Origin of the sequence: Shewanella maritima (assembly GCF_043643735.1) — a bacterium.
Lineage (GTDB): Bacteria > Pseudomonadota > Gammaproteobacteria > Enterobacterales > Shewanellaceae > Shewanella > Shewanella maritima_A.
Genome location: NZ_JBHZSM010000022.1, coordinates 31,139 through 56,960 on the forward strand (window position 1 = coordinate 31,139; position 25,822 = coordinate 56,960).

Below are 25,822 nucleotides of genomic sequence, written 5' to 3' on the forward strand. Positions count from 1 at the left end.
CAAGCTTAATAACCATGTGCCAGTTTTAGGCCAAAGTCTTGTTAAACAACACAATAAAGGAAAACTCGATGACAGTATTGCCGCCTGCGGATGAGCATCATATAAGACCGATTTCTAAGCGCAATGGCATTACATTAACGGTGTTGGGTAGCAGTGCTTTACTTGCCGGTTTATTAATGTTTATTTTTGCAAAATCACTATTTGCGATGGCCTTAATTCTGTTTTCTTTAGGTATTATCGGCACTATTTTAGGCGTGTATAAACTAAAAGAGCCTGAAGTTAGCATCAAACTCAGTGCTGATGTATTAGGCTTTTATCACCGTCGCGGACAATATCAACTTGAATGGAGTAACATTCAGCGTGTTGATATATTACGCGTTCATCAGGATATGCAGCTGAGTGAGCTTCCCTATGTTGGCATTAAGCTAAAACATCTACCGCCATTATTAGATAGTATTTCCCCTAGATTGGCGACGGGTTTACTGACTGAGCAACGCCCCTTGCTGATGAGCGCGGCTATACAAGATGAAGATCTGCAATCATTAGAACACTATATGAATATTGAGTTTTCACCTTTGTCGGTAGATGAGTATCAATATAAAGGCGTATTAGCCATGTTTGGCCATCGCTGTGAAACGCTCAATAGTATCCTTGGTTATCACGTTTATATTCCCATTGATATGCTGGACTGTTTACCTGAAGAGTTTATTGCATTGGTAAGACAATGGCAGCAAACTCAGTTAACAGAGCCAGTGAGTTAACATGCTTTTTCTCAGGTGAATCAACGGCAAATCAATCTTTATTGAAAACTTAAAATAACTATTGCGATAAGGAATAGCGTATGACGCTAATTAATCAATTAAGTTTACCAGCAGAGGGCGGTTGCCTGTGTGGTCAACTAAGATACCGGATTGATCATCCTCCATTTGCAGCCGACTACTGCCATTGTCGCCATTGCCAAAAAAGCACTGGTTCTGTGGCTGGTGCCTGGATGGACTTTAAGGTCACTGAAGTGACTTGGCTACAAGGTGAAGTGACTGAATATGCTTCTTCTGAATATGTCAGACGCGGTTTTTGTGCAGCATGTGGGGCGAGTGTGAGTTTTAGGGATACGCGCTACCCTGACTACTACACGATAGCGATTACGACCTTAGATGAACCTAATACCGTACAACCCACTTATCACATCTATACTCAAAGCCAACTGCAATGGTTAACGATTAAAGATGAGTGTCCGCGATATCAGCAAGGGCAGACTAAAGATTAACTTCGAACTACTGCGAACTTGTCATTGAAAGCAATAAGTCACATATCTTTGACTTGATATAAGCAGTATTTTTATTAGATTTGTGGATATTTCTTAAATAAAATGCCCAGTTATCGCTGGGCATTTTATTTATCATATATCTGAAATGAAAGAGATATTTGATTAGGCTATTGTTTTTCAGTTAATGGCTGTTCTTCTGCAAGTTCATTCGGTTTTTCTTTATTGGTTTTCTCTTTGGTATTTGATGTAGTAACAGCAGCCTTAGAAGCAGATTTAGCGCTGGCTAAGTGTCGCTGACCAATAAATTGACCGCTTTCTACAATCTCCAATTTCTCACTGAAAATATCACCTTCAAAGCAACCTTTATCAGCAATGCTTAATTTATGACAGTGTGCTTCGCCATGCATGTTGCCAGAAATAGTGACATCTTTTGCTTCAATGTTGCCTTTGACAACACCGCCAGCTTCAATGACCACATTACCCGAGGTGGATAAGTTGCCTTCAATGGTACCCGCAATGAGTATATCGCCAGAAAATGTAAGGTTGCCTTTTACTTGGCAAGACTGGGCAATAAAACTTAATGGGTTATTTGATTGTTTTGCTTGAAACATAAACTGCTCTTTATTGTTGTTTGCGGCTCAAATGTCTACTGCTCAATAATATAAAACGATTCAGAGCTACTGCACAGTGATTTATTTCACTGGGTTTAACATTACCATGAAAATTAATTATCTATAAACGACTCATGTCGATGGCATCACTGGGACATGGGCTGATACAAGCGCCGCAGCCAGTGCAGGCATCAAGATCAAATTCAGGCTTAGGGATTTGTCCCACAGCCATTTTAAAGTGAATGGCACGCGGCTCACAGGCATCTTTACAACTTTGGCACCATACACCACTGAGGGTTAAACATTTATCATTTAATTGCGCTTTGAGTGACCAAGGTTGCGCTTGCTGTGTGTCAAAAATGGGTTCATCACAAGCATCGACGCATTTCTGACAGAAGCTACACTCATCCTTTTTGAAGTCCACTTCTGGAAAGCCACCATCACCCCGAAATAGGATTTGCGTTTCACAGTCTGCAATACATTTATCACATCGCGTACACACGTCAGTAAATTCAATTGACTGCTTTATCCAAGGAGGGCGTAGAGCGTTGTCTTTTTTACGCCTAAATAAATTGCGGCGGCTGTGGTTAATGCTTTGACTCATTTCATCCTCAAATTGAAGTCATGTTTGGCCATTACTAATGGCCAATTCAATCTTGCCATTGTAATTCAGTAACTGATAAATGCTATTAAAACTATGGGGTTCATCAGGTAAAGCTTGATCAACAGTGTTATGTGTCAAAAATAGCATCCACAATTAGCTTGATGATTTTTAAGTGTTTTTTATTTTGAATCTTAACCATGTACTCATAAGTTTACGATTTATGTCGTAAAATGCTCACACAATAAACTGTGAACTAGTTAACAAAATGGCCAAGCTGGCACAGTATGAAGGGAGGAAGTTAACGTAAAGTGAAACAAAATGACTAAGGCAACGCAATATGTATCCCATGAGCCAGATGCTCAGGGTTATATCAATTTCTCAGACAACGAGAATCAATTATGGCAGCAACTTTATGCGCGCCAAATCAAGAATTTGCCCGGCCGCGCCTGTGATGCTTATTTAAATGGCGTTGATGCACTCAACATGCCGACGGATCGCATTCCACAATTACCTGAAATTGATAAGGTTTTATTGGATACTACCGGTTGGCAAACATCAGCTGTCCCCGCGCTGATTTCATTCGGCAAGTTTTTCGAATTGTTGGCCAATAAGCGATTCCCAGTGGCTACCTTTATTCGTTCCAAAGAAGAATTTGATTACTTACAGGAACCAGATATTTTCCACGAAATATTTGGTCACTGCCCTTTATTAACCAACCCCGCATTTGCCAACTTTTCGCATATTTATGGTCAACTGGGCTTAGCTGCATCAAAAGAAGACCGTGTATTCTTAGCGCGCCTGTATTGGTTCACCGTTGAGTTTGGTTTAATGCAAAGCAAAGGTGGCGACCTGAATATCTATGGTGGGGGTATTTTAAGCTCACCCGGTGAAACACTTTATGCCATGGGTGATGAACCAATCCGTAAGCCATTTGAATTGTTAGATGTGTTACGCACGCCTTATCGCATTGATATTATGCAGCCAATTTATTATGTGATTGAGAATATTGACTATTTAGATGAGATTGCCAAGATGGACATCATGGCTCAGGTTGAAAAGGCTAAGCAGTTAGGTTTATTTGACCCTTTGTTTCCAGCAAAGAAACAAGCTAGCTAGAATATAAATAGAAGCATTGAACTAGGAGTAAAAATGACAGCATTAACGGATATGAAGTGTGAAGCATGCCAAGCTGATGCACCAAAAGTAACAGACGCAGAATTAGCAGAGCTCATTCGTATGATCCCTGATTGGGCAGTCGAAGTGCGTGATGGCATTATGCAGCTTGAGCGTGTTTATAAGTTTAAAAACTTTAAATTGGCAATGGCATTTACTAATAAGCTAGCCGAACTTTCAGAAGAAGAATTTCATCATCCAGGTATGTTAACTGAATGGGGCAAAGTGACAGTGACTTGGTGGTCACACTCAATAAAAGGCTTACATAAGAATGACTTCATTATGGCGGCGAAGACAGACCAGTTATTAGAAGACTAACATTTGTATCTAAATTCAGCACGTTACGTAAACGTAAGGTGCTGAATGTTTCAGATTGTTACACATTTAGTGTAAACATCACTTGCCACATTGCTCCGTTCACTCTAACGTATGCCCAGTTTCCAAAAATCATTATTAAAAATAGGGAATGGTCAAATTATGCGTTTGGAAGTAAGTTGTATCGATCGTGTCGGCCTCGCGAAAGATATTCTGATTGTTTTAGAACAACATGGCATCAATTTGATTGCCATTGACGCTAGCAATAAAGGCTTTTTATTTTTTCAATTTGCCGAAATCGATTTCGACACGTTAAAAGAACTACTGCCTCAGATCCGTAAAGTCGAAAGCGTTCATGATGTTCGCACCGTTTCTTTTATGCCTTCAGAGCAAGAACACTACGCTCTGAAAACCTTATTAAAAACCCTGCCTGATTCAGTTTTCTCCCTTGACTCCAAAGGACGTATACGTATTGCCAATGAATCGGCTTTATTGACCTTGGGAATGGGAGAGCATGAGGTTTTAGATGAGCCGTTGAACCATTGGGTTCATGGGTTTAACTTTGCCCGTTGGATGAGTGAATCGCCAGTGCTAGCTCAGGCAAATCGTTTGCAAATCAATGGCAATGAATATTTAGCTGAAATGTTGCCGATTTATCTACCAGATGAAGATGGCACTGAAATTTTAGCGGGTGCAGTAGTGTCATTAAAATCGCCTGCAAGAGTCGGCAAACAGTTTAATGCACTGCAAAATCAAACCACAGGTTTTGATAATGTACTGGCCATCAGTGACAAAATGAAAGAGGTGCTTAAGCAGGCCAAGCGTATGGCTCAGCTTGATGCGCCTTTATTAATTACTGGTGAAACCGGAACGGGTAAAGAATTGATGGCACGGGCGAGTCATGATGCAAGTATGCGCCGTGAGAAGGCGTTTATCACCATCAATTGTGCTGCCTTGCCTGATAGCGTCGCTGAAGAAGAATTATTTGGTTTTGTCAGCAATGGACAAGTGGTTAAACGTGGCCTGTTTGAAGAAGCCAAAGGCGGAACTGTGTTCCTAGATGAAATCGCCGAAATGTCTAAAACTGCGCAAGTAAAATTATTACGCTTGTTGCAAGATGGTACTTTCAGACGCATCGGCGGTGATGAAGAGGTAAGGGCGGATATTCGCATTATCTGCTCTACGCAAAAACACTTAGCTGAATTATGTCAGGCGGGTGAGTTTAGAGAAGATTTATACTATCGCATTCACGTGCTGAGTTATCACATGCCAGCATTGCGAGAGCGCAAAGTTGACATTATCCCGTTAACTGAGATGTTTTTAGAACATTACAGTCAGCAGCTTTCTAGCCCATTGCGTCGGATATCTGCATCGTGCCGTGATTATTTATTTAGCTATGCATGGCCTGGCAATGTGCGCCAGCTTAAAAATGCTATTTTCCGTGCGGTTTCCATGTGGGATGGCGCGACAGAATTGACAGTAGAGCAATTAAAGCTGCCATCTTATGCTGAAGGTTTTGGTTACTTTGACGAAGAGTTTGAAGGTTCGTTAGATGAAGCAATGAAAAAATATGAAGCCAGTTTATTACGCCGATTATATCCAGCCTATCCGAGTACACGTCAGTTAGCGAAGAAACTTGGTGTATCGCATACCGCAATTGCCAATAAATTGCGTGACTATAAAATTGCAAAGAAAAAGTGATGTAACAAAAAAATGCCACAATGCGGCGTTTTGGCGTCGCATTTCAATGGCTAAATGCGTATGCAGCGTGCAAATTACTTAGGTGTAACTATAGGTTTACATATGGCTTGACTCAAAGCCGATATGTGATTTAACTCACGCTATTTTATTTAGATTCATTTTCAGGTATTTCTAACAGCCATCAGAATTTGCCAGAGTGCTGTTTGAAGCATCGCAAGGAATAACAAGTCAGGAGCAATAATGAAACTTGCCACTTATGATAATGGCCGCCGTGACGGTCAATTAATGCTAGTTAGCAAAGATTTAACCAAAGCAGTGGCTGTGCCCGCTATTGCTCATACGATGCAACAGTTACTGGATGCGTGGGACTTACTAAACCCTCAGCTACAAGAGTTATATGAAGCACTGAATGCGGGTCAAATGGATAATGCAGTAGACTTTGAAGAGTCACGCTGTTTATCGCCACTACCACGCGCTTACCAATGGGCCGATGGCAGTGCATACGTTAACCATGTTGAATTAGTACGTAAGGCTCGTGGCGCTGAAATGCCTGAAAGCTTTTGGACTGATCCATTGGTTTATCAAGGTGGTTCAGACTGCTTTATCGCACCTAAAGCTGATATCCCAATGGCGAGTGAAGAGTTTGGGATCGACTTTGAATCTGAAATTGCCGTGGTGACAGACGATGTTGCAATGGGTGTTGATACCGACAATGCAGAGAAACACATTAAACTGCTTATGCTAGTTAACGATGTGTCATTGCGTAACCTTATCCCAGGTGAATTAGCCAAAGGCTTCGGTTTCTTCCAATCTAAGCCATCAAGTGCATTCTCTCCTGTCGCTATCACACCAGATGAATTAGGTGATAAATGGCAAGATAGCAAAGTTCACTTACCGTTAGTGACTCATTTAAATGGTGAACTGTTTGGTCGACCTAATGCAGGTGTTGATATGACATTCAACTTCAGCCAGCTTGTCTCTCACGTGGCTAAGACACGCCCGTTATGTGCCGGTGCTGTAATTGGTTCAGGTACAATTTCAAACTATGACCGCAGTGCTGGTTCAAGCTGTTTAGCTGAGAAACGTATGCTTGAAATTATTGCTGAGGGTAAGCCTTCAACTCCATTCATGCGTTTTGGAGACACAGTGCGTATTGAGATGTTTGATGAAAATAACGTCAGTATTTTTGGTTCAATTGATCAAAAAGTCGTAGAATATAAAAGCTAACGCTGTTTATTCAGGATAAAAAGCAATAACAGCCGTTATTGCTTTTTTTATAAGGAAATACGATGAAGTTATATGGTTACTGGCGCTCAAGTGCTGCTTATCGAGTTAGAATCGCCCTTAATTACAAACAATTAGAAGCTGAACATGTTTCAATTCACTTGGTCAAAAATGGTGGTGAACAATTTTCTGAAACATTTAGCGCACTGAATCCACATCATTTAGTCCCGGCATTGGTTGATTCCAATGACCATGAGGAGTTTTGTTTAACCCAGTCTCTAGCCATCATTGAGTACCTAGAAGAGCGTTATCCGCAGCTAGGTATATTGCCCGAACGCACTGAAGAAAGGGCCATTGTAAGAGCAATGGCGATGTCTATTGCCTGTGAGGTGCATCCGCTTGATAACCTGAGAGTTTTGCAATATCTCGTCAATGAAATGGATGTCACTGAAGACAATAAAATGAAATGGTACCACCACTGGATCCATTTGGGGTTTAGCGCACTTGAACAACAGTTAGAGAAATACTCAGGGTGTTATAGTTTTGGTGACTCTGTCACTCTGGTAGACATCTGCCTTGTGCCACAGGTATATAACGCAAAACGCTTTAATGTAGATTTATCTGCATACCCTAATATCGTTAGAGTAGATCAAGCGTGTAATGAGCTAGCCGCATTTGAACATGCATTACCTGAAAATCAAGCGGATGCCGGTTAATGTTGCAATGCACTGATAAAGCTGGTGATCAATCTCTTGCCTATTGTTTGTGTAGCCTTTAGATGAGCATGTGATATTTAACAAGGGTAATATGTCGCAGCCATAGTTGAGAAATATTGTTTGGATAAAAATTTTTTAGCGCTAAATAACGATCAGCTAGATCAACAAGTTGCACAGTGGATCAGTGAAGATAAGATGCGCGCACATGCTTTATGCTTGTGTGCGTATTTGTTTGAACAACAAGGGATTAGAGATTGGTATATTGCCGCAGGTTTTGTGCGAAACTTGATTTGGGATAAGTTGCACCAAATAGAGCATTCACCATTAAATGACATTGATGTCATTTATTATCAAAATACACAAACAGATGCACAGCAAGATAAGCTGTTTGAACAAGATTTAAAGCGCCGCATAACTTTGCCTTTCTCAGTTAAAAATCAAGCGCGTATGCATAGTAGAAATGGCGATAAACCCTATCAATCTTGTATCGATGCTATGAAGTGGTGGCCAGAGAAGCAAACCGCTGTCGCAGTTAAATTGTCTGATATTGATACCGATTATGTGCATCGGATTTGGCACTCAACAACGCCTCATTTTGAAGACGTATCACCCATGTTATTATCAAATATCACAGTCAAAGCAGCCTTTGGTTTGAGGTGTTTATTTGATTATTCACTCACTCATAACCCAAAGCGCAGTCATCAATTATTTATTCAGCGAGTAAATAGCAAAGGTTGGTTAGATAGATACCCAATGTTGCATATAAAATAACATCAAATCTGTTGTGTATTTGTAACTTCTACAGGGGGCATCTGCTCGTTAAAAGTGTTTACCCCACCATTTATGGTTCACAAAGTTAAACGTTAAAAAACTCATGAAACAAACATTTCAAATGCGTCTTACGTGATCTTAATGGCATTATTCCTAATGTACACTTCAAAATGTCATGGTCGAATGTGATCTATATCAAGTTGTGTATCTACCTAGATTTAGTTATCGCGTGTTATTGATCTGTGTCAAAGTTGCTAATGAAAAACTCTGGCAGTGTAGGCGCAAATATTAAGGATGTTAATAAAAACATTCATTTGTTGCACCCACGGAGTATGGATATGAACAAAAAAGCGACCCTAGGATTGTTAGTAAGTGGTTTAATGTTAGCTGGCGCATCGACAAGTGCGATTGCACACCAAGCTGGTGACATTATTGTAAGAGCTGGTGCGGTTATGGTTGCACCAAATGAGTCGAGTCCTGTAATTGCAAATGTGTCTGAATTTGAAGTGAGCGATAACACGCAATTAGGTTTGAACTTTGGTTATATGATCACTGATAACTGGGCTGTAGAGCTACTTGCTGCTACACCGTTTACTCACGATATTTCACTTGACGGTGTAGGCAAAATTGCTGAAACAAAGCATTTGCCACCGACCCTTGTTGCACAATATTACTTTGGTAATGCCAACTCAAAATTACGTCCTTATGTGGGTGTAGGTGTTAACTTCACTAACTTCTTTGATAATGAAATCACCAATTCATTAGAAGGTGTGTTTGATTTAAATAGTTTAAGCATGAGCAACTCTTGGGGCTTAGCGGCACAAGCGGGTATTGATTACAACGTGACTGATAAGTGGCTTGTGAATGCATCTGTTTGGTATGCACAAATTTCTACAGATGTGAACTTTAATGCAGGCGAAACACCTTATCCAGAAGTGACAGTAGACGTTGACCCATGGGTATACATGGTCAGTGTTGGTTACAAGTTTTAAGATGAAGTCTTAACACTTAGTAAAAGCCAGTCTTGCGACTGGCTTTTTTTGTTTCGGTGTTACTTTTCAATTTGCGCTATGGAAAAAGCGACATTAACGCTTTTTCTTCTTTGGCTTCCAATGTCTTGTATTGTAGATAAACTCTGGCAGGCCACGCGTTAACCAAGCCACTAATTGCCAACGCTTTGTGACATAAAATTTACGCTTACCTTTTTGGAGACCACTGATAATTTGGCTAGCCACTTTTGGCAGAGGAGGTAACCAAAATCGGTTGCCTTGCATGGCGGCTTTATCAAGCAACCCTAACTGAATGTCAGAAATCGTAATAGGGAGCTTTAACCGCTGCGCATGCATGCTTAACCCCTCAAGGTAGTTTTGTGCGAACGCTTTTGATGCATGGTACGCCACGTTAGGGCCGCCTCGCAGCCCTGCAATAGAGTTGATTGCGGCTAACTGGCCATAACCTTGTTCGCACATCAGTTTAAATACGCAGTTACTGATAGCAGCAAAGCCTTTCACATTTACATCAATAATGCCTTCATCTAATTCCCAAGGCAGTTTAGGGTCATAGCCATTCATGCCGGTATTGATGATGGCTAAATGGGCGCCGTCATGTTGATGCCATGCTTGAGTAATTTGCTCAATCACTTTATCTGGTTGGCTGATTTCGAGTGGGTAAACTGAAACAGGCGTTGATAACTGATCTGTAAACGCTTTAACGGCTTCAGGGTCAGGGACAAATAAAATCAGTGCAGTATTCTGCTGGGATAACTGTTTAGCAAGTTCTTGGCTGAGCTGAGAGCTTGCACCAATGATCATGGCTGTGGCAGAGGTCATATTCAGAATTAAATAGAAATGGTGACTTATAATAGAAATTACTGATATTGATAACAAGATCGAAATTTTTCAAGATTAGACGTATAGACTTCTAGATGCCTTTGTGTATCATGGAAATGGTTCGCTTAATGATGCTAGCAACAGTTCGTTATCTCGTCGCAAACTCACTGATAACGCTATTCGAGCTTGTTGCCTCTTCATGCCAATTAACTATTAAAACAATCATGGCGTGTTACACAGTAGATATGGCGGCGCCAGAGTTTCTTTTGAATTTGTGATCTGGCTTGTATCAACAACTTGAGTGTCGTAATAAGTGAACCGCTTATGACATCGAGACTTATCATTTTTATATAAAGGTTTAACAATATGCCAGTAAGAATTCCAGACAACTTACCTGCTGCAGGCATTTTAGAGTCGGAAAACATCTTTGTGATGTCAGAAACCCGTGCTGCCAATCAGGACATCCGTCCAATGCGGGTACTTATTCTTAATTTAATGCCTAATAAAATTGAGACGGAAACCCAGCTGTTACGCTTGTTAGGGAATACGCCTTTGCAAGTCGATGTCGATTTACTGCGTATTCATGATAGAGAGTCCAAACACACCTCTATTGACCATATGAACGCGTTTTACCGTGATTTTGAACAAGTTAAGCAAAATAACTATGACGGCCTGATTATTACCGGTGCACCTCTAGGCCAAATTGATTTTGAAGATGTTGATTACTGGGACCACATTCGTGAAATTATTGACTGGTCGCAGCGACATGTCACTTCAGTCCTCTTTTTATGTTGGGCTGCCCATGCGGGTTTATTCCACTTATTTAATTTACAAAGAAAACTACTTGAGCGTAAACGATCTGGCGTATTTGTACATCAACGTACTACAACACCGCATCCAATTCTACGTGGCTTTGATGAAGAGTTTTTTGCTCCACATTCCCGCTTTGCCGAAATGAATGTTGAAGAGTTAAAGCTGCACCCTGAACTCGAAGTATTAGCTGAATCAGCTGACGCTGGGGCGTATTTAGTTCTTAGTAAGAATAACCGAAACTTATTCGTATTCGGCCATCCTGAGTATCAAAAATCGACTTTAAAAGATGAATATCAACGGGATTTATCACAAGGGTTAAACCCTGACATTCCAGTTAATTATTTTAGAGATGACAATCCAGAAAACAGCCCAGTGGCCCGTTGGCACAGTCATGGTAGTTTGTTAGTGAGTAACTGGCTTAACTATTATGTATACCAGTTAACTCCGTATGACCTATCTGATATGAGTGGTATCACACCATGGGAGTCTGAACAAAGCTAATCGCGACTGCTACTCAATGACAGTTTTGCTTATGCCACTCTTTCAACCATGATATGAGTGGCATTTTTACTCTCAGCCCCAAAACCACCTTCTTCAGAAGAGAAGGTGGTTTATTTACTAAGGTAAATGAAATGGCTAATAACCAGGAATAATACGCCCTAATGATTTACTTGATTTAACTGAATAAAAAGATAAGGTTAAAAGTGAAGTCGCTAACGGTGTCGTTTATGCACAGAATTATAAAACAATCATTTGCAACTTGTTTGCTAACGCTGATGGTCATAAACATGGCTTTTACTGCAGCAAACACACCCTCTGACATATCTTCACAATCGACTCATATCGCAGACACGCCATATCAACAGGTATTAAAGCAATATTTATCTATTAGTCATGGTGAGAATCAACTCACTTTTTTACAGTCTATTGACTCAACTCAGTGGCCAGTTTTGCAACAGGCACAACTATTACATCTTGTGGCCATTGCGCAGGAAAAACTCACAGACTTAGACTTAGCCCAGCAAACCTATACGCAAGCTATCGAACGGCTTGAAACGATTGAAGTCAGTAGCTTGTTGGTTAAAAGCTATATTGAACGTTCGTTTATGATTTATCTGCAAACCAATGACAAGTCGCTATATTGCCCAGATAGAGAAACAGCGGTGATGTTAGCAAGGCAGGTGAAAGACCCAGAAAGCTTAGCAGAAGCATTAACCCAAAGTGCCTATTGTTTAGATCAATCAGAGAACTTTAATTTGGGGCTTGCTCGACTGAGAGAGGCATTGGATATTGCCCAAAAACACGAATTGCCCATTAGGCGTCAAGCGATGATCTTTAATGCCACAGCGGCGCTTTATCGCGATCAAGGATTAACCGAGAATGCCTATGAGTACTTTCAACGCGCCTACAATTTATGGCGTCAGGTCGACGATGTGCAAGACAGCTTTAACATGCTGCATAACCTCGTAGGCGAGTCGATAAAATTACGAAACTGGCAAGATAATCAACAACATTTACAACTCATGCTGCAAATGGCGCAGGATTTTACTCAGTATCCTGACTTTGAGTTTTTTTACTATCTTAATGCGGGCAGAAGCGCCTATCATCAAAACAACTTCCCAATGGCTGAGCGCTTATTAGCGCAAGCCTTAGCGTTGCAAACCACCACCAAAGAGCAGCACTTTATCGACAATGCCTATGGCTTGTTATCCTTGAGTTACTTTATGCAGAACAAAACTGATCTAGCCGTTGAAAAAGCTAATCAATTTATCGAATCTGCCACTTTCACCAGCCACAATGATGATATTCGCGAAGCCAATTTAGCGATAAGTGAATATGCTGGTGGTTTTGTGCCACAGTCGTTAAAAAGGCTGCTAATGGTGATAGAGTCTGAGCAGGCAAGGTATGCCAAAGTAGTGAAAAACAATGTGGTGTATGTGTCACTAGATCATAACCTGACCGTTGCTGAATACGAGAAAATCGTATTGCAAAAAGAATTATCAATTAAAGAGTTAGAGTTAAGCACCGAGAAAAAATCGCAAAATATTAATCAACTGACCATGATAGTAACCGTATTGGTGATAGCCAGCTTACTGATGGCGGTGGGCTTTCTATTTTATTCGCGCAAACAGTTTATCAAGCTTGCCCGTACTGACTTTTTAGCCAATGTGGCGAATCGCGGCTACGCCGTTGAGCAAGGCGAGAAACTCTTTAGAGAAGCGAAAAAACATCACAAAGCCTTTGCTGTCGTGATTTTCGACATTGATAATTTTAAGCAGCTTAACGATCAATACGGTCATGACATCGGTGATAAGGCCATTAAAGCATTGGCAGCAAGAGCTAAACGCATGTTAAAGCAGCGCGACATTCTCGGCCGTTTTGGTGGTGAGGAGTTTTTGATGATATTGCCAAATGCGTCAGGCGAACAGGCTGTACAAGTGGCTGAGCGTGTTAGAAAAGCCATCGAACAACAAGTTTTCTCATTGGCTGAGACTCAGTTGCATTTTACTGTCAGTATCGGCGTGGCGGTAATGTCAGATAAATATGACAGCTTTGAAGCCATGATAAAATCTGCTGATATTGCTTTATATCAAGCTAAAGGGCAGGGTAAAAACCAAACTCAACTCGCTAGATAGCAGATCGTCTAATTCAATTTAATACATTTATATGGGCTTAACCCTGTTCATAAAGCTCATATCTAGAATATTTATTTCCGTTTAACCGTATCGCCTCTCATTAGGTGCTTTTAGCCATTTCTTGCGCAGTTCATTCAACTCATCAACTCAGTTTATGCCGTTGCCATTTCGAGAATATTCAAGTGTAAATATTGGGTGACAATCCTTCAGATAATTTTGCCATCGATCACAAAAAATAGACTTGCTTTACGTTCGCGTAAACGTCAAAGTGGTGCTAATTTGTATTAAATGCTATTCGGAGAAGTTATGAGCACGGAAAAGTCAGGTAAAGATATCGTCATTGTGGCAGCAAAGCGTACGCCAATGGGCGGCTTTCAAGGTGAGTTATCTCAAGTGGCTTCACCCACTCTAGCGGCCACGGCTATCAAAGGTATGCTTGCTCAGGCTGGTGTATCAGCCGAAGCGGTTGATGAAGTATTAATGGGTTGTGTATTGCCAGCGGGTTTAGGTCAAGCGCCAGCACGCCAAGCAGCACTAGGTGCAGGACTGCCGTTAACAGCCGGTGCTACCACAGTCAATAAAGTGTGTGGTTCAGGCATGAAAACAGTCATGTTAGCCCATGATTTAATTAAAGCTGGCAGTAATGATGTGGTCGTTGCTGGTGGTATGGAAAGCATGAGCCAAGCGCCGTATTTATTAGACAAAGCACGTGGCGGCATGCGTATGGGGCACGGCAAGGTATTAGACCATATGTTCCTTGATGGCCTTGAAGATGCCTACACTGGTGGCGCGATGGGGACATTTGCTCAAAAAACAGCTGATGACTTTGGTCTAACACGTGAACAAATGGATCAATTTGCATTAAGTTCATTAGAGAAAGCCAACAAGGCGATTGATTCAGGTGCATTTGAAGCTGAAATCGAACCAGTGACTTTCAGCACTCGTCGTGGTGATGTGACTGTGACAACCGATGAGCAGCCCGGTAATGCACGCCCTGATAAAATCCCAAGCCTACGTCCAGCGTTTGCAAAAGACGGTACCATCACGGCGGCTAACTCTAGCTCTATTTCAGACGGTGCGGCGGCATTACTGCTAATGACCCGCGAAAAGGCTGATAACTTAGGTCTAACAGTATTAGCCAATATTAAAGGGCATACTACCCACTCTCAAGAACCAGCCATGTTTACTACGGCCCCTGTCGGCGCGATGCAAAAACTATTTGGTTTAGTTGACTGGCGTAAAGAAGACGTTGATTTATTTGAAATTAACGAAGCATTTGCCATGGTCACTATGCTGGCTGTTTCTGAACTGGGTTTAGATGCAGATAAAGTTAACGTTAATGGCGGTGCATGTGCTTTAGGCCACCCAATTGGTTGTTCAGGTGCTCGATTATTAGTGACACTTATTCACGCACTGAAAGCACGCGGGCTCACTCGCGGAGTTGCGTCATTGTGTATCGGTGGTGGCGAAGCAACCGCGATGGCTATTGAGGTTGAATAGTCAAATTGCCATGGTGAGTCAGTGGCGATAATGTGCATTACTGATCCACTTTTGCTTTCTCAAGCAAACGGTATTTAACACAAAATATCAATCCTTATAAATACAACAAGACTCTACTCGGCTGGCTAACGCAGCTAGCCGATAAAAACAATCAACATTGCCTACAAGGCAGTGTCATAACAATCCGAAAAGGATGGAAGGGACTATCATGACCACACAAGTAAAGCATTACATTGCAGGTGAGTTCACCACAGGTAACGGTAGCAAGGTAATCGAAGTGACTAACCCTGCAAACAATGGCGTTATCGCAAAAGTTAACTGCGCGACGGAAGCTGAAGTTGAACAGGCAATTAGCAGTGCTAAACAAGCATTTACAACATGGAAAGAAGTACCTGTATCAGAGCGCGCTCGCGTAATGCTACGTTACCAACACTTACTTAAAGAACACCATGATGAAATCGCCACAATCTTAGCCAAAGAAACAGGCAAGACTTTTGAAGATGCCAAAGGTGATGTGTGGCGTGGTATTGAAGTTGCTGAACATGCTTGTAATGTCGCATCATTGTTGATGGGTGAAACGGTAGAAAACGTTGCTCGTAATATTGATACCTATTCTTACACACAACCACTGGGAGTATGTGCAGGTATTACACCATTTAACTTCCCTGCGATGATCCCATTATGGATGTTCCCACTGTCAATCGCATGTGGTAACACTTTCATCCTAAAACCATCTGAACAAGACCCAATGACGCCACAACGTCTGGTTGAGTTATTTGAAGAAGCGGGTGCACCTAAAGGCGTACTGCAGCTCGTTCATGGTGATAAAACAGCCGTTGATAAGCTACTAAGTGACCCAGCAATTAAAGCTATCTCGTTTGTTGGTTCAGTGGGTGTTGGCCAATACATTTACAAAACAGGTACTGATAACCTCAAGCGTGTACAAGCGTTTGCTGGGGCTAAAAACCACTGCGTGATCATGCCTGATGCCAATAAGCAGCAAGTGATCAATAACCTAGTTGGCGCATCTGTTGGTGCTGCGGGTCAACGCTGTATGGCCCTCTCAGTTGCCGTATTTGTGGGTAAAGCGAAAGAGTGGATACCAGAGTTAAAAGAAGCGCTTTCTAAGGTTCGTCCTGGGCTTTGGGATGACAAAGACGCGGCCTATGGCCCTGTTATCAGCCCTGCAGCAAAAGCACGTGTGCTGAGCTTAATTGCCCAAGGTAAAGAAGAGGGTGCAGAGTGTTTGCTTGATGGCAGCGACTTTACAGTAGAAGGTTACGAGTCTGGTAACTGGGTTGGTCCAACCATGTTTAGCAATGTCACTACTGACATGAGCATTTACAAAGAAGAAATCTTTGGCCCAGTATTGTGCTGCATGGAAGCCGACACCCTTGATGAAGCTATTGAAGTAGTAAACAACAGCCCTTATGGCAATGGCACCTCAATCTTCACTGCATCTGGTGGCGCAGCCCGTAAATACCAACACGAAATTGAAGTGGGTCAAGTGGGTATTAACGTGCCAATTCCAGTGCCACTACCATTTTTCTCGTTCACTGGTTGGAAAGGCAGTTTCTACGGTGATCAACATGCTTATGGTAAGCAAGCGGTGCGTTTCTATACTGAAACCAAAACCATCACTTCACGTTGGTTCGACGACAGTGTCGTCACCGGACCTAACATGAGCATTAACCTGAAGTAAGTTGATAAAGCCTCATCATAAGATGGGGCTTTTTGCCTTTGAGCTCAGGTTCTCAACTTCGACTATTCATCATAGTTGAGCAAAAGTGAGCAATTGCTTCAAAGAGAATTTGTTTCTCGATTAGCAACGCAAACATATAAAACATAAAAATGGCCCAAGAGTCATAAAAGAATAACGAGGATTGTAAAAATGGATTTCAATTTAAATGAAGACCAACGTCAATTTGCCGATTTAGCCCGCCAATTTGCACAAGAAGAGCTAGCACCTTACGCCGCTAAATGGGATGAAGAACATCACTTCCCAAAAGATGTGATTCAAAAAGCCGGTGAACTGGGTTTTTGCTCACTATATTCGCCAGAATCAGAAGGTGGAATGGGGTTATCTCGCCTTGATTCATCGATTATTTTCGAAGAACTATCTCATGGTTGTACAGCTACTACAGCCATGCTTACCATTCATAATATGGCAACGTGGATGGTGACAACATGGGGCAGTGAAAGCCTACGTGAACAGTGGTCTGAGAGCCTGACAACAGGACAAAAACTTGCTTCATACTGTTTGACTGAGCCGGGTGCGGGTAGCGATGCAGCATCGTTACAAACTAAAGCGGTACGTGAAGGCGATGAATACGTTATCAACGGCTCAAAAATGTTTATCTCAGGGGCTGGCGATACCGAGCTGTTAGTGGTCATGTGCCGCACGGGTGAAGCTGGCCCTAAAGGCATTTCAGCTGTGGCAATTCCAGCTGATGCTGAAGGTGTGATTTACGGTAAAGCAGAAGATAAAATGGGCTGGAATGCCCAACCAACCCGCTTAATCACATTTGAAAATGTACGTATTCCGGTGACCAATCTATTAGGCGAAGAAGGCCAAGGCTTTACGTTTGCTATGAAAGGGCTTGATGGTGGGCGCATTAACATTGCAACCTGTTCAATTGGTACTGCGCAGGCCGCACTTGAGCGTGCAACTCAGTACATGAATGAGCGTAAGCAATTTGGTAAGCCAATTGCCGCATTCCAAGCGTTGCAATTTAAACTTGCCGATATGGCGACTGAACTGGTTGCTGCACGCCAAATGGTGCGTTTAGCGGCATTTAAATTAGATACTAAAGATCCTGAAGCGACGGCATATTGTGCTATGGCAAAACGTTTCGCAACCGATGTTGGATTCCAAGTATGTGATAGCGCGCTGCAGTTGCATGGTGGTTATGGTTATATTCGCGAATACCCACTTGAGCGTCATTTCCGTGATGTACGTGTACATCAAATTCTTGAAGGTACTAATGAAATTATGCGTTTAATCATTGCGCGTCGTTTATTAGATGAGAATGCACACCCAATTTTATAATGGTTGAGTGATTAACTCACCTGTAAATCCCCATTGATTCAGGACTGATTAAGGACAGATTATGAGCGAAGCCATTTTAAAACAAATTGAAGGCAATACTGCCATTCTAACCATGAATAATCCGCCAGCGAATACCTGGACGGCAGAAAGTCTGCAGTTATTAGCAAGCATGGTTGAAGAGCTCAACCAAGATAAAGACATTTATGCATTGGTGATCACAGGTCAGGGCGAGAAGTTTTTTTCAGCGGGTGCAGACTTAAATTTATTTGCTGATGGTGATAAAGGCAATGCGGCCAGCATGGCAAAACATTTTGGCCATGCCTTTGAAACCTTAAGTGCTTTTAGAGGCGTGTCAATTGCCGCTATCAATGGCTATGCCATGGGCGGCGGTTTAGAGGTAGCTCTAGCATGTGATATTCGCATTGCAGAATCTCAGGCACAAATGGCGCTGCCAGAAGCAACCGTTGGATTACTGCCTTGTGCAGGCGGTACGCAAAACCTCACTGCACTCGTGGGTGAGGGCTGGGCTAAACGTATGATCCTATGTGGCGAGCGGATCGGTGCAGAAAAGGCTGAGCAAATCGGCTTAGTGGAAGAAGTGGTTGAGCAAGGCCAAGCACTTGATGCTGCTGTGGCACTGGCTGCAAAAGTGGCGCGTCAATCACCCAGCAGTGTCACTGTGTGTAAAACGCTGATCCAAGCCGGTCGAACTATGCCACGCACTCAAGCTTTACCATTAGAGCGCGAACTGTTTATTGGTTTGTTTGATACAGAAGATCAGGCTGAAGGCGTGAATGCCTTTTTGGAGAAACGTAAACCTAACTGGAAGAACTGCTAATGACTCAAGATGTAATATTTCAAACATTAGGTACTTTGTCTGGCCAGCAGATTGGTGTCGTGACACTGAATATCGAAAAAGCACTCAATGCATTAAATTTGGATATGGTGAAAGCCATGACCAAACAGCTAAAACAGTGGCAGCAAGATGACAGCATTGCCTTTGTGGTGCTTGATGGCAGTGGCGATAAGGCCTTTTGTGCCGGTGGTGATGTACGTGCCATTTACCATGCCTCAGTGGCCACACCTCAGCAAATGACCATTGAAGCCTGTGACTTTTTCACTCAAGAGTATCAGCTCGATTATTTACTACACCAGTATGGCAAGCCAGTAATGGTGTGGGGTGACGGTATTGTGATGGGCGGTGGCCTTGGGTTAATGGCGGGTGGTAGTCATCGTATTGTGACTGAGCGCAGTCGTATTGCGATGCCAGAGGTCACTATTGGCTTATACCCAGATGTGGGCGGCAGTTACTTTTTAAATCGCATGCCGGGTAAAACAGGTCTGTTTTTAGGCCTAACAGCCTATAACATGAATGCAGCCGATGCCGCTTACGTGAATCTAGGTAATCACTTCTTAGGCAGCGACGATAAAGAGCCATTATTTGATGCTTTAGCAGAGGTTAACTGGAGTAAAAATAGCAGTGACAACCACACACTATTAACTCAGTTACTCAATCGCATGCAAGATGCAACGCAAGCCGACATAGGTGAAAGCCTTTTAGAGCAATACCAAACAGAGATTGATATGTTGATGCAAGGTGAAATTGAAGATGTTCACCATCAATTATCAACATTAGATACTGAGCTAGATTGGTTAAAACGCGCACAAAAAACCGCAATGGCAGGGAGCCCACTAAGTTGGTTCTTAATTTTTGCACAAGCTAACATAGGCTCAGACAAAAGCTTGGCTGATTGCTTTAAATGGGAGCTAGGTGTGAGTGTCAATTGCTGTTCACATGGTGACTTCTGTGAAGGTGTACGTGCATTGTTGATTGACAAAGACCGTAATCCTCAATGGCAATTTAGCCATGCAAGTGAAGTAACACCAGAAGCTGTGACGCAATTGCTCACATCACCTTGGGCTGTGGATGCACACCCACTAAAACACATGTAAAAGGAACGCATAATGGCAACAGTAGCATTTATTGGATTAGGTAATATGGGTGGCCCAATGGCCGCTAACTTGATTAAAGCCGGCATGACAGTCACAGTGTTTGACCTTGTACCCGCAGCTGTTGAAGCCCTTACAGCACAGGGTGCATTGAGTGCAAAAACAGCATGTGGTGCAGCAGCATCCGCTGATTTTGTGATTACGATGCTGCCTGCTAGCAAACACGTACAAAGCTTGTACCTTGGCAGCGACACTGACAAAGGTTTATTGGATGTAGTGGGGCAAGACACAGTGTTGATTGATTGCTCGACCATCGATGCGGGTACAGCACAGCTAGTGGGCCAACATGCAAATGAAAAAGGTATCGCCTTCATGGATGCGCCTGTTTCGGGGGGCACAGCAGGGGCTGCAGCAGGCACATTAACCTTTATTTGTGGTGGCAGCGACAGTGCATATGAAAAAGCACAAACGGTATTAACCGTAATGGGTGCAAATATTTTCCATGCAGGGGCAATTGGTGCGGGACAAATTGCCAAGATTTGTAATAACATGCTGCTCTCAGTATTAATGGTAGGTACCAGTGAGTCACTGCAGCTGGGTATTGATAACGGATTAGACCCTAAAGTATTGTCTGACATCATGAAAGTGAGTAGTGGTGGAAACTGGACTTTGGACAAATATAATCCTTGCCCAGATGTGATGGAAAGCGTGCCATCATCAAATGGCTATCAAGGTGGTTTTATGGTTGACCTAATGGTGAAAGATTTAGGTCTATCTCAACAAGCAGCATTGGCGTCAAACTCTAGCACGCCAATGGGCGCATTAGCTCGCAGCTTGTATGTTAACCATGCAAAACAAGGTAATGGCCGTCTTGATTTCTCAAGTATTTTTGAACAATTCGCCAATCAAGATAAAAAATAAAGGATCCCATAATGGAATTGAAAGATAAGGTTGTAGTCATTACGGGTGGTGCCGGTGGTTTAGGATTGGCAATGGCGCATGACTTAGCTGCACAAGGTGCCAAGCTTGCGTTAATTGATGTTGACCAAGAAAAGCTAGAACGCGCCTGCGCTGATTTAGGTGCGACAACTGAAGTGCAAGGTTATGCGCTTGATATTACAGACGAAGAAGACGTAGTAGCTGGCTTCAAGTATATCCGTGAAGACTTAGGTCACATTCATGTGCTCATTAACAATGCCGGTATTTTACGTGACGGCCTTATGGTAAAAGCCAAAGAAGGTAAAGTCACAGACCGCATGAGCTTTGAGCAGTTCCAATCAGTGATTAACGTGAACCTCACTGGTACATTCTTGTGTGGTCGCGAAGCCGCTGCTGCAATGATTGAAGGCGGAAATGAAGGTGTGATCATCAATATTTCTAGCCTAGCTAAAGCCGGTAATATGGGGCAATCTAACTATTCAGCGTCAAAAGCGGGTGTTGCAGCGATGGCTGTGGGTTGGGCAAAAGAGCTTGCGCGTTACAACATTCGTAGTGCTTCAGTTGCACCAGGTGTGATTGCAACGGAAATGACCGCCGCAATGAAGCCTGAAGCACTAGAGCGTTTAGAGAAAATGGTACCCGTTGGCCGTTTAGGCGAAGCACAAGAAATTGCCTCAACAGTGCGTTTTATCATTGAAAACGATTATGTCAATGGTCGTGTGTTTGAAATTGATGGTGGTATTCGTCTATAACGATTACAGCTAAATTTGCCCCTTGTATGATCACGTATGAGGGGCTTTTTATTGCAATAATTATCATCTAATGTCTGAAAAATGCTCGGAAGCAGATTATGACGTATAATTTTACTGGACAGTTTGATAACGTGAGCGGCCAACAAAAAGGAAGAACAACATGCCAAGCTTAGAACAAATATATCGAAAACTTATGTTAGTTATTGGCGCCGCAGGTGTGCTGGTTAACTACAGTGGTTTTCTGTATTTGTTTTTTTCTGATCGCTCAACTGCTGCTTTACCTTGGTTTTTACTGGTATCGCCATGGATTTGTATTTTTTTCGGATTAACGAAAGTACAGCAAGTGGCTGTATTGCACTGGTTTGCACAAAAGTTTCGTCTACCAAACGCTAAATAACTTCGCGATTATTTCTAAAGAGTCATCAGCACAACAAAATCACTATTCCCTACAAATCATTACCTCTTACAAAATCATTAACCCTAAACAACCACAGAACAAATTTTTACGTTTATCAGTGCACCCATTCATTGCACACCTATCGCCACTCAGGCACTATTTAGCTCAATAGCTCAATAGCTCAATAGCTCAATAGCTCAATAGCTCAATAGCTCAATCCGAACAACATAAAACAATAAATAGGAAGTATGATGGCCTTTTCATATATCGGCATTCCAGGTGAGCCATGGAATGAACAACACAAGCAACAGTGGTTGGCCCAAACCTCAGTTAAGCGAAGCTATGCCGATGAAGTGTTAGCAAAGCTTAAACATGTAAGTGAAGACTTTACCCAAATTCAATACGGTGAATTATCTTACAATCCGAGCCGGTTCCCATTAATGGCATTTAAATCAACACACTGGGATGAAGCAAAACCAACCATCCTCATTACTGGCGGCGTACATGGCTATGAAACCAGTGGCGTTCAAGGAGCGATTCAGTTCTTACTGCATGATGCCAAGCGCTATTCAGCGCAGTTTAATTTTATCATTGCCCCCTGTGTGAGCCCTTGGGGATATGAAACCATTAACCGTTGGAATCCAAACGCAGTTGACCCAAATCGCTCATTCTATGCCAATAGCCCAGCTGAAGAATCAGCCGCACTCATGAAGCTGTTGCAAGATGAAGTAAATAACACGGTTTATGCTCATTTTGACTTACATGAAACGACCGATACCGATGAGTTAGAATTTAGACCCGCATTGGCTGCTAGAGATGGCAAGGTGTACGACAAAGGCGTGATCCCAGATGGTTTTTATTTGGTAGGTGATACCGATAACCCACAAGCCGATTTTCAAAAAGCCATTAATGATGAAGTGGCCAAAGTGACTCATATTGCCCCAGATGATGATGGCCAATTAATTGGTGTCGATATTGAGCAGTTTGGTGTAATTAACTATCCCACCAAAAAGTTGGGCCTATGTGCTGGCATGACTAACAATCAATTTAACACCACGACTGAAGTTTATCCTGACAGCCCGAAAGTCTCCTCTGAGCAGTGCAACGACGCTCAGGTTGCTGCGATTATTGGTGGTTTAGATTATTTGTTATCTCTAAATAAATAGCGCCATTGATTGGATTTAAAGGGCACATTAATACTTCAAACTATCTAACGGGCTAGCAGTCCCCGCATAATGTTGACCCAGTACATGTGTGTAAATTTGAGTCGTATTTACATCATTATGCCCCAATAGTTCCTGTACACTGCGAATATCTCGTCCAGCTTGAAGCAAATGAGTCGCAAAACTATGCCTAAAAGTGTGACAGGTTACCCGTTTATTGATTTCAGTGGCAGATACGGCTCTACTTAATGCCTTTCTGATAACGCTATGGTGCAGATGATGGCGGCAAAGTGTTCCTGTATTAGGGTGAAGGCAGGTCTTTAGCGATGGAAAAATAAACATCCATGCGGTCTTTCTGAATGCATTAGGGTATTTTCTTTCTAATCCATAAGGCAAAGAAGGCCCAATGCAACTTTCATTGTCTTTGGCTTGTATGCTTTTCGCTGTTTGAATCACTTCAGGTAATTGATTTGCACAAACTTGGCTAAGGAGTGTTTGTCTATCTTTGCGTCCTTTTCCATCTCGGACAGTGATAGATAGCCTCTCTAAATCAATGTCTTGAACCCTTAATCTTAAACATTCAGATATTCGCAAGCCACTACCGTATAGCATTTCAATTATTAAACGGTCACGCGTGTTAAGTTCAGATAATATTGCAGATATTTCGCTTTGATTTAGCACTATGGGCAACTGCCGTTGTTTAGAGGCGTATTTAAACCCTATATCTGCAAAGGGAGTATTTAGGTGTTTTTGATATAGATATACCAATGCGTTTAATGCCACTTTCTGTGTGTTTATTGCAACATGGCGTTTATTCGCCAGATAACTCAAAAAATCAGCTACCTCCGTTTCCCCCATTAAGCTTGGGTGTTGTTTTTGGTGAAACAAAATATAGGCTTTTATCCAGTACAGATATGCTTTTTCAGTTTTTAGGCTATATCCTTTCATCCGCATTTGTTGCTGTACATGAGTTAAAAATGGGCTTCTGTTTTGCATAATGAACATCCTTGTTTTTTATCTCGCCAAAACTGTATATTTGTACAGTATTAATCAGAATCGCGATATTTCAAGTTTTCTGGTCAAATGCTTTGCGCATTTATTGAATTCCATTTTTGATAAATCATTAAATTTCATATGGTTATGAATCATTATTCGAAATAGTACGCAAAATAATCGCGCATGCGCGTTTTTTCAGAGTGGTGTATTGATAAATACTTCTGTAAGCTGATTAAATTCAATAATTTAGTCGTGCGCGTTTTTACAGGTCTGACATGATAAATGCGCATGCGCACTATACAAATGTTAGTTGTACATGGAGAGTTGATGCGTTCTGCAATTAAGAAAGCCCTATTTAATTTTGGTGGATATTCCTTTTGGATATTACTAGTCCTTTGGGCTGCTTTTTCACTTATCCTCAGAGGTTGTGAATCTACTTGCTATCATGAAGTAGTAAAATCTGTTGCTTCCCCCGACGGAAAACAAGTAGCTGAAATATCTATTGGAGATTGTGGCGGAGCAACAACAGACTTCTTTGGTGGTGTTGATATAAAAAGCGATAATCCTAAGCTAACAGCAGAACGTATATTCACTTTTGCAGGTCGTCCAGAAGAAACTGGCCTTGAGGTGCGTTGGGTAAATGACACTGAATTAATTATAAGTGTTTCTGACTTATATAAGGCTCGTCGTATTAACCCAAATGGTAGGAAAAGCGCTGATTTAAAAGTAAAATATGAGTATCGTAAATAGTACAACTAACAAGAATTTAAAGCGGGACTGCTAACAGTTTGCTCGGTTTCGCTTCGCTACACTATTTTAGCAAACTATTATCAGCCCCTTAAATGGGCGTTATAGGGCTAGTCCAATTCCTAGCCCTAATGTGGTTCAGCTCGTATGACAAGGGTTACAGCAGTAGTAGGATCCGTTAATTCTGTGGCTTGGCCATCTTCTCTTTGCTTCTAGGACTGCTCCTTTACAGTCTGCGTGGTACCCAAGGTCAATTTGGTTACTTACATTTGGCATGTGAGCACACCCACTGTTTTTTTGGTGAACCTCGTGGTCTCCATTCGCTTGTTGGTTTTGATTTATAACAAAGTAGGGCATAGTTGCATTTCCTTTTCTTGTATACAATACGGTAGATTATAGGTCCGAAGTGGCTTTGTGTTTTGTGACTAAGTGTTTGTTTTTGTGTGGGAAAATTATGAAATTTATAGTGTTCGCCCTATAACAAGCAATTTAAGAGGGATTCACAACGCTTGGCACTTTTGCTTCTACTTCAGTTTTAGTGTTTATGGCACAATGCTTTAGGTTGGGTGGAGGCGTTGTTCACCCCTTAATTGGGCTACATGGACTCCCCTTTGTCAAGCAATAGTAATCTACAACAACAGTGGATCTGACAGAAGCTCTACATTCGGC

At 42.1% G+C, this 25,822-nt stretch carries 25 protein-coding genes; 21 read left to right on the top strand and 4 right to left on the bottom strand.

Annotation, left to right across the window (positions count from 1 at the left end; all coding sequences use genetic code 11):
• Nucleotides 1-68: 68 nt before the first annotated feature.
• Both ACHUGF_RS17275 and ACHUGF_RS17280 read left to right on the top strand, forming a co-directional pair.
• Nucleotides 69-761: a DUF2982 domain-containing protein gene (locus ACHUGF_RS17275; RefSeq protein ID WP_394133096.1), complete on the top strand. Its 693-nt coding sequence runs from the start codon at nt 69-71 to the stop codon at nt 759-761.
• An 80-nt stretch (nt 762-841) separates the two neighbouring features.
• Nucleotides 842-1,267: a GFA family protein gene (locus tag ACHUGF_RS17280; RefSeq protein ID WP_394133098.1), complete on the top strand. Its 426-nt coding sequence runs from the start codon at nt 842-844 to the stop codon at nt 1,265-1,267.
• A 167-nt stretch (nt 1,268-1,434) separates the two neighbouring features.
• On the opposite strand, the gene ACHUGF_RS17285 is transcribed toward ACHUGF_RS17280, so the two are convergent.
• A complete protein-coding gene (locus tag ACHUGF_RS17285; protein ID WP_394133100.1) occupies nt 1,435-1,878 on the bottom strand; it encodes a bactofilin family protein in 444 nt (147 codons plus the stop codon).
• 121 nt (nt 1,879-1,999) lie between these two features.
• Nucleotides 2,000-2,482: a ferredoxin-type protein NapF gene (gene napF, locus ACHUGF_RS17290; RefSeq protein ID WP_394133102.1), complete on the bottom strand. Its 483-nt coding sequence runs from the start codon at nt 2,480-2,482 to the stop codon at nt 2,000-2,002.
• A 318-nt stretch (nt 2,483-2,800) separates the two neighbouring features.
• Between napF and phhA the strand changes: the two genes are divergently transcribed.
• From phhA to ompW, 7 genes are all read left to right on the top strand, one after another.
• Nucleotides 2,801-3,598, top strand: a complete 798-nt coding sequence (gene phhA / locus ACHUGF_RS17295) for a phenylalanine 4-monooxygenase (RefSeq protein ID WP_394133104.1) — start codon at nt 2,801-2,803, stop codon at nt 3,596-3,598.
• Nucleotides 3,599-3,631: 33 nt separating this feature from the next.
• Nucleotides 3,632-3,973, top strand: a complete 342-nt coding sequence (locus ACHUGF_RS17300) for a 4a-hydroxytetrahydrobiopterin dehydratase (protein ID WP_394133106.1) — start codon at nt 3,632-3,634, stop codon at nt 3,971-3,973.
• Between the two features lie 159 nt (nt 3,974-4,132).
• Nucleotides 4,133-5,671 carry a transcriptional regulator TyrR gene (tyrR, locus tag ACHUGF_RS17305; protein WP_394133107.1) on the top strand — a complete coding sequence of 513 codons (1,539 nt, stop codon included), beginning with the start codon at nt 4,133-4,135 and terminating at the stop codon, nt 5,669-5,671.
• A 240-nt stretch (nt 5,672-5,911) separates the two neighbouring features.
• Complete coding sequence (locus ACHUGF_RS17310; RefSeq protein WP_394133109.1) at nt 5,912-6,898, top strand: fumarylacetoacetate hydrolase family protein; 987 nt, start codon at nt 5,912-5,914, stop codon at nt 6,896-6,898.
• 62 nt (nt 6,899-6,960) lie between these two features.
• The gene (maiA, locus tag ACHUGF_RS17315; RefSeq protein ID WP_394133110.1) at nt 6,961-7,611 is read left to right on the top strand and encodes a maleylacetoacetate isomerase; all 651 of its coding nucleotides are present in this window, start codon (nt 6,961-6,963) and stop codon (nt 7,609-7,611) included.
• A 120-nt stretch (nt 7,612-7,731) separates the two neighbouring features.
• Nucleotides 7,732-8,382 carry a nucleotidyltransferase family protein gene (locus ACHUGF_RS17320; protein ID WP_394133112.1) on the top strand — a complete coding sequence of 217 codons (651 nt, stop codon included), beginning with the start codon at nt 7,732-7,734 and terminating at the stop codon, nt 8,380-8,382.
• A gap of 338 nt (nt 8,383-8,720) precedes the next feature.
• Nucleotides 8,721-9,374 carry an outer membrane protein OmpW gene (ompW, locus tag ACHUGF_RS17325; RefSeq protein ID WP_394133113.1) on the top strand — a complete coding sequence of 218 codons (654 nt, stop codon included), beginning with the start codon at nt 8,721-8,723 and terminating at the stop codon, nt 9,372-9,374.
• A gap of 93 nt (nt 9,375-9,467) precedes the next feature.
• Here the strand turns inward: ompW and ACHUGF_RS17330 are convergent, their stop codons facing one another.
• Nucleotides 9,468-10,211: an SDR family NAD(P)-dependent oxidoreductase gene (locus ACHUGF_RS17330; RefSeq protein WP_394133115.1), complete on the bottom strand. Its 744-nt coding sequence runs from the start codon at nt 10,209-10,211 to the stop codon at nt 9,468-9,470.
• A 366-nt stretch (nt 10,212-10,577) separates the two neighbouring features.
• Between ACHUGF_RS17330 and metA the strand changes: the two genes are divergently transcribed.
• The 11 genes from metA to ACHUGF_RS17385 all read left to right on the top strand — a co-directional run bounded on the left by metA (nt 10,578) and on the right by ACHUGF_RS17385 (nt 23,413).
• Nucleotides 10,578-11,525, top strand: coding sequence for a homoserine O-acetyltransferase MetA (metA, locus tag ACHUGF_RS17335; protein WP_394133116.1), 948 nt, complete (start codon nt 10,578-10,580; stop codon nt 11,523-11,525).
• Between the two features lie 287 nt (nt 11,526-11,812).
• The gene (locus ACHUGF_RS17340) at nt 11,813-13,660 is read left to right on the top strand and encodes a diguanylate cyclase (protein ID WP_394133118.1); all 1,848 of its coding nucleotides are present in this window, start codon (nt 11,813-11,815) and stop codon (nt 13,658-13,660) included.
• A 306-nt stretch (nt 13,661-13,966) separates the two neighbouring features.
• A complete protein-coding gene (locus ACHUGF_RS17345) occupies nt 13,967-15,160 on the top strand; it encodes an acetyl-CoA C-acyltransferase (RefSeq protein WP_394133119.1) in 1,194 nt (397 codons plus the stop codon).
• A 208-nt stretch (nt 15,161-15,368) separates the two neighbouring features.
• Nucleotides 15,369-16,862, top strand: coding sequence for a CoA-acylating methylmalonate-semialdehyde dehydrogenase (locus ACHUGF_RS17350; RefSeq protein ID WP_394133121.1), 1,494 nt, complete (start codon nt 15,369-15,371; stop codon nt 16,860-16,862).
• 189 nt (nt 16,863-17,051) lie between these two features.
• Nucleotides 17,052-18,209 carry an acyl-CoA dehydrogenase family protein gene (locus ACHUGF_RS17355; RefSeq protein WP_394133122.1) on the top strand — a complete coding sequence of 386 codons (1,158 nt, stop codon included), beginning with the start codon at nt 17,052-17,054 and terminating at the stop codon, nt 18,207-18,209.
• A 61-nt stretch (nt 18,210-18,270) separates the two neighbouring features.
• Nucleotides 18,271-19,047 (top strand): enoyl-CoA hydratase, encoded by a 777-nt coding sequence (locus tag ACHUGF_RS17360; RefSeq protein WP_394133124.1) that lies wholly within the window; start codon nt 18,271-18,273, stop codon nt 19,045-19,047.
• A complete protein-coding gene (locus ACHUGF_RS17365) occupies nt 19,047-20,162 on the top strand; it encodes an enoyl-CoA hydratase/isomerase family protein (protein WP_394133126.1) in 1,116 nt (371 codons plus the stop codon). Before ACHUGF_RS17360 ends, ACHUGF_RS17365 begins: the two co-directional genes overlap by 1 nt.
• A 12-nt stretch (nt 20,163-20,174) precedes the next feature.
• Complete coding sequence (mmsB, locus tag ACHUGF_RS17370; RefSeq protein WP_394133128.1) at nt 20,175-21,080, top strand: 3-hydroxyisobutyrate dehydrogenase; 906 nt, start codon at nt 20,175-20,177, stop codon at nt 21,078-21,080.
• Nucleotides 21,081-21,091: 11 nt separating this feature from the next.
• Nucleotides 21,092-21,850, top strand: coding sequence for an SDR family oxidoreductase (locus ACHUGF_RS17375; protein WP_394133130.1), 759 nt, complete (start codon nt 21,092-21,094; stop codon nt 21,848-21,850).
• 160 nt (nt 21,851-22,010) lie between these two features.
• Nucleotides 22,011-22,247: a hypothetical protein gene (locus ACHUGF_RS17380; protein WP_394133131.1), complete on the top strand. Its 237-nt coding sequence runs from the start codon at nt 22,011-22,013 to the stop codon at nt 22,245-22,247.
• A 251-nt stretch (nt 22,248-22,498) separates the two neighbouring features.
• Nucleotides 22,499-23,413: a M14 family metallopeptidase gene (locus ACHUGF_RS17385; protein ID WP_394133132.1), complete on the top strand. Its 915-nt coding sequence runs from the start codon at nt 22,499-22,501 to the stop codon at nt 23,411-23,413.
• Between the two features lie 27 nt (nt 23,414-23,440).
• Here ACHUGF_RS17385 and ACHUGF_RS17390 read toward each other — a convergent pair whose 3' ends face one another.
• On the bottom strand, nt 23,441-24,406 hold the full coding sequence (locus ACHUGF_RS17390) for an integron integrase (protein ID WP_394133134.1): 966 nt from the start codon (nt 24,404-24,406) through the stop codon (nt 23,441-23,443).
• A 327-nt stretch (nt 24,407-24,733) separates the two neighbouring features.
• Between ACHUGF_RS17390 and ACHUGF_RS17395 the strand changes: the two genes are divergently transcribed.
• The gene (locus ACHUGF_RS17395) at nt 24,734-25,156 is read left to right on the top strand and encodes a hypothetical protein (RefSeq protein ID WP_394133136.1); all 423 of its coding nucleotides are present in this window, start codon (nt 24,734-24,736) and stop codon (nt 25,154-25,156) included.
• Nucleotides 25,157-25,822 lie beyond the last annotated feature (666 nt).

What these genes read in the sequence shown, in the direction of transcription:
- tyrR (WP_394133107.1), top strand. Translation starts at nt 4,133, where the DNA reads ATGCGTTTGGAAGTAAGTTGTATCGATCGTGTCGGCCTCGCGAAAGAT.
- ACHUGF_RS17360 (WP_394133124.1), top strand. Translation starts at nt 18,271, where the DNA reads ATGAGCGAAGCCATTTTAAAACAAATTGAAGGCAATACTGCCATTCTA.
- ACHUGF_RS17390 (WP_394133134.1), bottom strand. Translation starts at nt 24,406, where the DNA reads ATGCAAAACAGAAGCCCATTTTTAACTCATGTACAGCAACAAATGCGG.
- ACHUGF_RS17380 (WP_394133131.1), top strand. Translation starts at nt 22,011, where the DNA reads ATGCCAAGCTTAGAACAAATATATCGAAAACTTATGTTAGTTATTGGC.
- ACHUGF_RS17285 (WP_394133100.1), bottom strand. Translation starts at nt 1,878, where the DNA reads ATGTTTCAAGCAAAACAATCAAATAACCCATTAAGTTTTATTGCCCAG.
- ACHUGF_RS17280 (WP_394133098.1), top strand. Translation starts at nt 842, where the DNA reads ATGACGCTAATTAATCAATTAAGTTTACCAGCAGAGGGCGGTTGCCTG.
- ACHUGF_RS17310 (WP_394133109.1), top strand. Translation starts at nt 5,912, where the DNA reads ATGAAACTTGCCACTTATGATAATGGCCGCCGTGACGGTCAATTAATG.
- napF (WP_394133102.1), bottom strand. Translation starts at nt 2,482, where the DNA reads ATGAGTCAAAGCATTAACCACAGCCGCCGCAATTTATTTAGGCGTAAA.
- ACHUGF_RS17300 (WP_394133106.1), top strand. Translation starts at nt 3,632, where the DNA reads ATGACAGCATTAACGGATATGAAGTGTGAAGCATGCCAAGCTGATGCA.
- ACHUGF_RS17375 (WP_394133130.1), top strand. Translation starts at nt 21,092, where the DNA reads ATGGAATTGAAAGATAAGGTTGTAGTCATTACGGGTGGTGCCGGTGGT.
- ACHUGF_RS17345 (WP_394133119.1), top strand. Translation starts at nt 13,967, where the DNA reads ATGAGCACGGAAAAGTCAGGTAAAGATATCGTCATTGTGGCAGCAAAG.
- ACHUGF_RS17365 (WP_394133126.1), top strand. Translation starts at nt 19,047, where the DNA reads ATGACTCAAGATGTAATATTTCAAACATTAGGTACTTTGTCTGGCCAG.
- ACHUGF_RS17275 (WP_394133096.1), top strand. Translation starts at nt 69, where the DNA reads ATGACAGTATTGCCGCCTGCGGATGAGCATCATATAAGACCGATTTCT.
- phhA (WP_394133104.1), top strand. Translation starts at nt 2,801, where the DNA reads ATGACTAAGGCAACGCAATATGTATCCCATGAGCCAGATGCTCAGGGT.
- mmsB (WP_394133128.1), top strand. Translation starts at nt 20,175, where the DNA reads ATGGCAACAGTAGCATTTATTGGATTAGGTAATATGGGTGGCCCAATG.
- ACHUGF_RS17355 (WP_394133122.1), top strand. Translation starts at nt 17,052, where the DNA reads ATGGATTTCAATTTAAATGAAGACCAACGTCAATTTGCCGATTTAGCC.
- metA (WP_394133116.1), top strand. Translation starts at nt 10,578, where the DNA reads ATGCCAGTAAGAATTCCAGACAACTTACCTGCTGCAGGCATTTTAGAG.
- maiA (WP_394133110.1), top strand. Translation starts at nt 6,961, where the DNA reads ATGAAGTTATATGGTTACTGGCGCTCAAGTGCTGCTTATCGAGTTAGA.
- ACHUGF_RS17395 (WP_394133136.1), top strand. Translation starts at nt 24,734, where the DNA reads ATGCGTTCTGCAATTAAGAAAGCCCTATTTAATTTTGGTGGATATTCC.
- ACHUGF_RS17350 (WP_394133121.1), top strand. Translation starts at nt 15,369, where the DNA reads ATGACCACACAAGTAAAGCATTACATTGCAGGTGAGTTCACCACAGGT.
- ompW (WP_394133113.1), top strand. Translation starts at nt 8,721, where the DNA reads ATGAACAAAAAAGCGACCCTAGGATTGTTAGTAAGTGGTTTAATGTTA.
- ACHUGF_RS17385 (WP_394133132.1), top strand. Translation starts at nt 22,499, where the DNA reads ATGGCCTTTTCATATATCGGCATTCCAGGTGAGCCATGGAATGAACAA.
- ACHUGF_RS17330 (WP_394133115.1), bottom strand. Translation starts at nt 10,211, where the DNA reads ATGACCTCTGCCACAGCCATGATCATTGGTGCAAGCTCTCAGCTCAGC.
- ACHUGF_RS17340 (WP_394133118.1), top strand. Translation starts at nt 11,813, where the DNA reads ATGGCTTTTACTGCAGCAAACACACCCTCTGACATATCTTCACAATCG.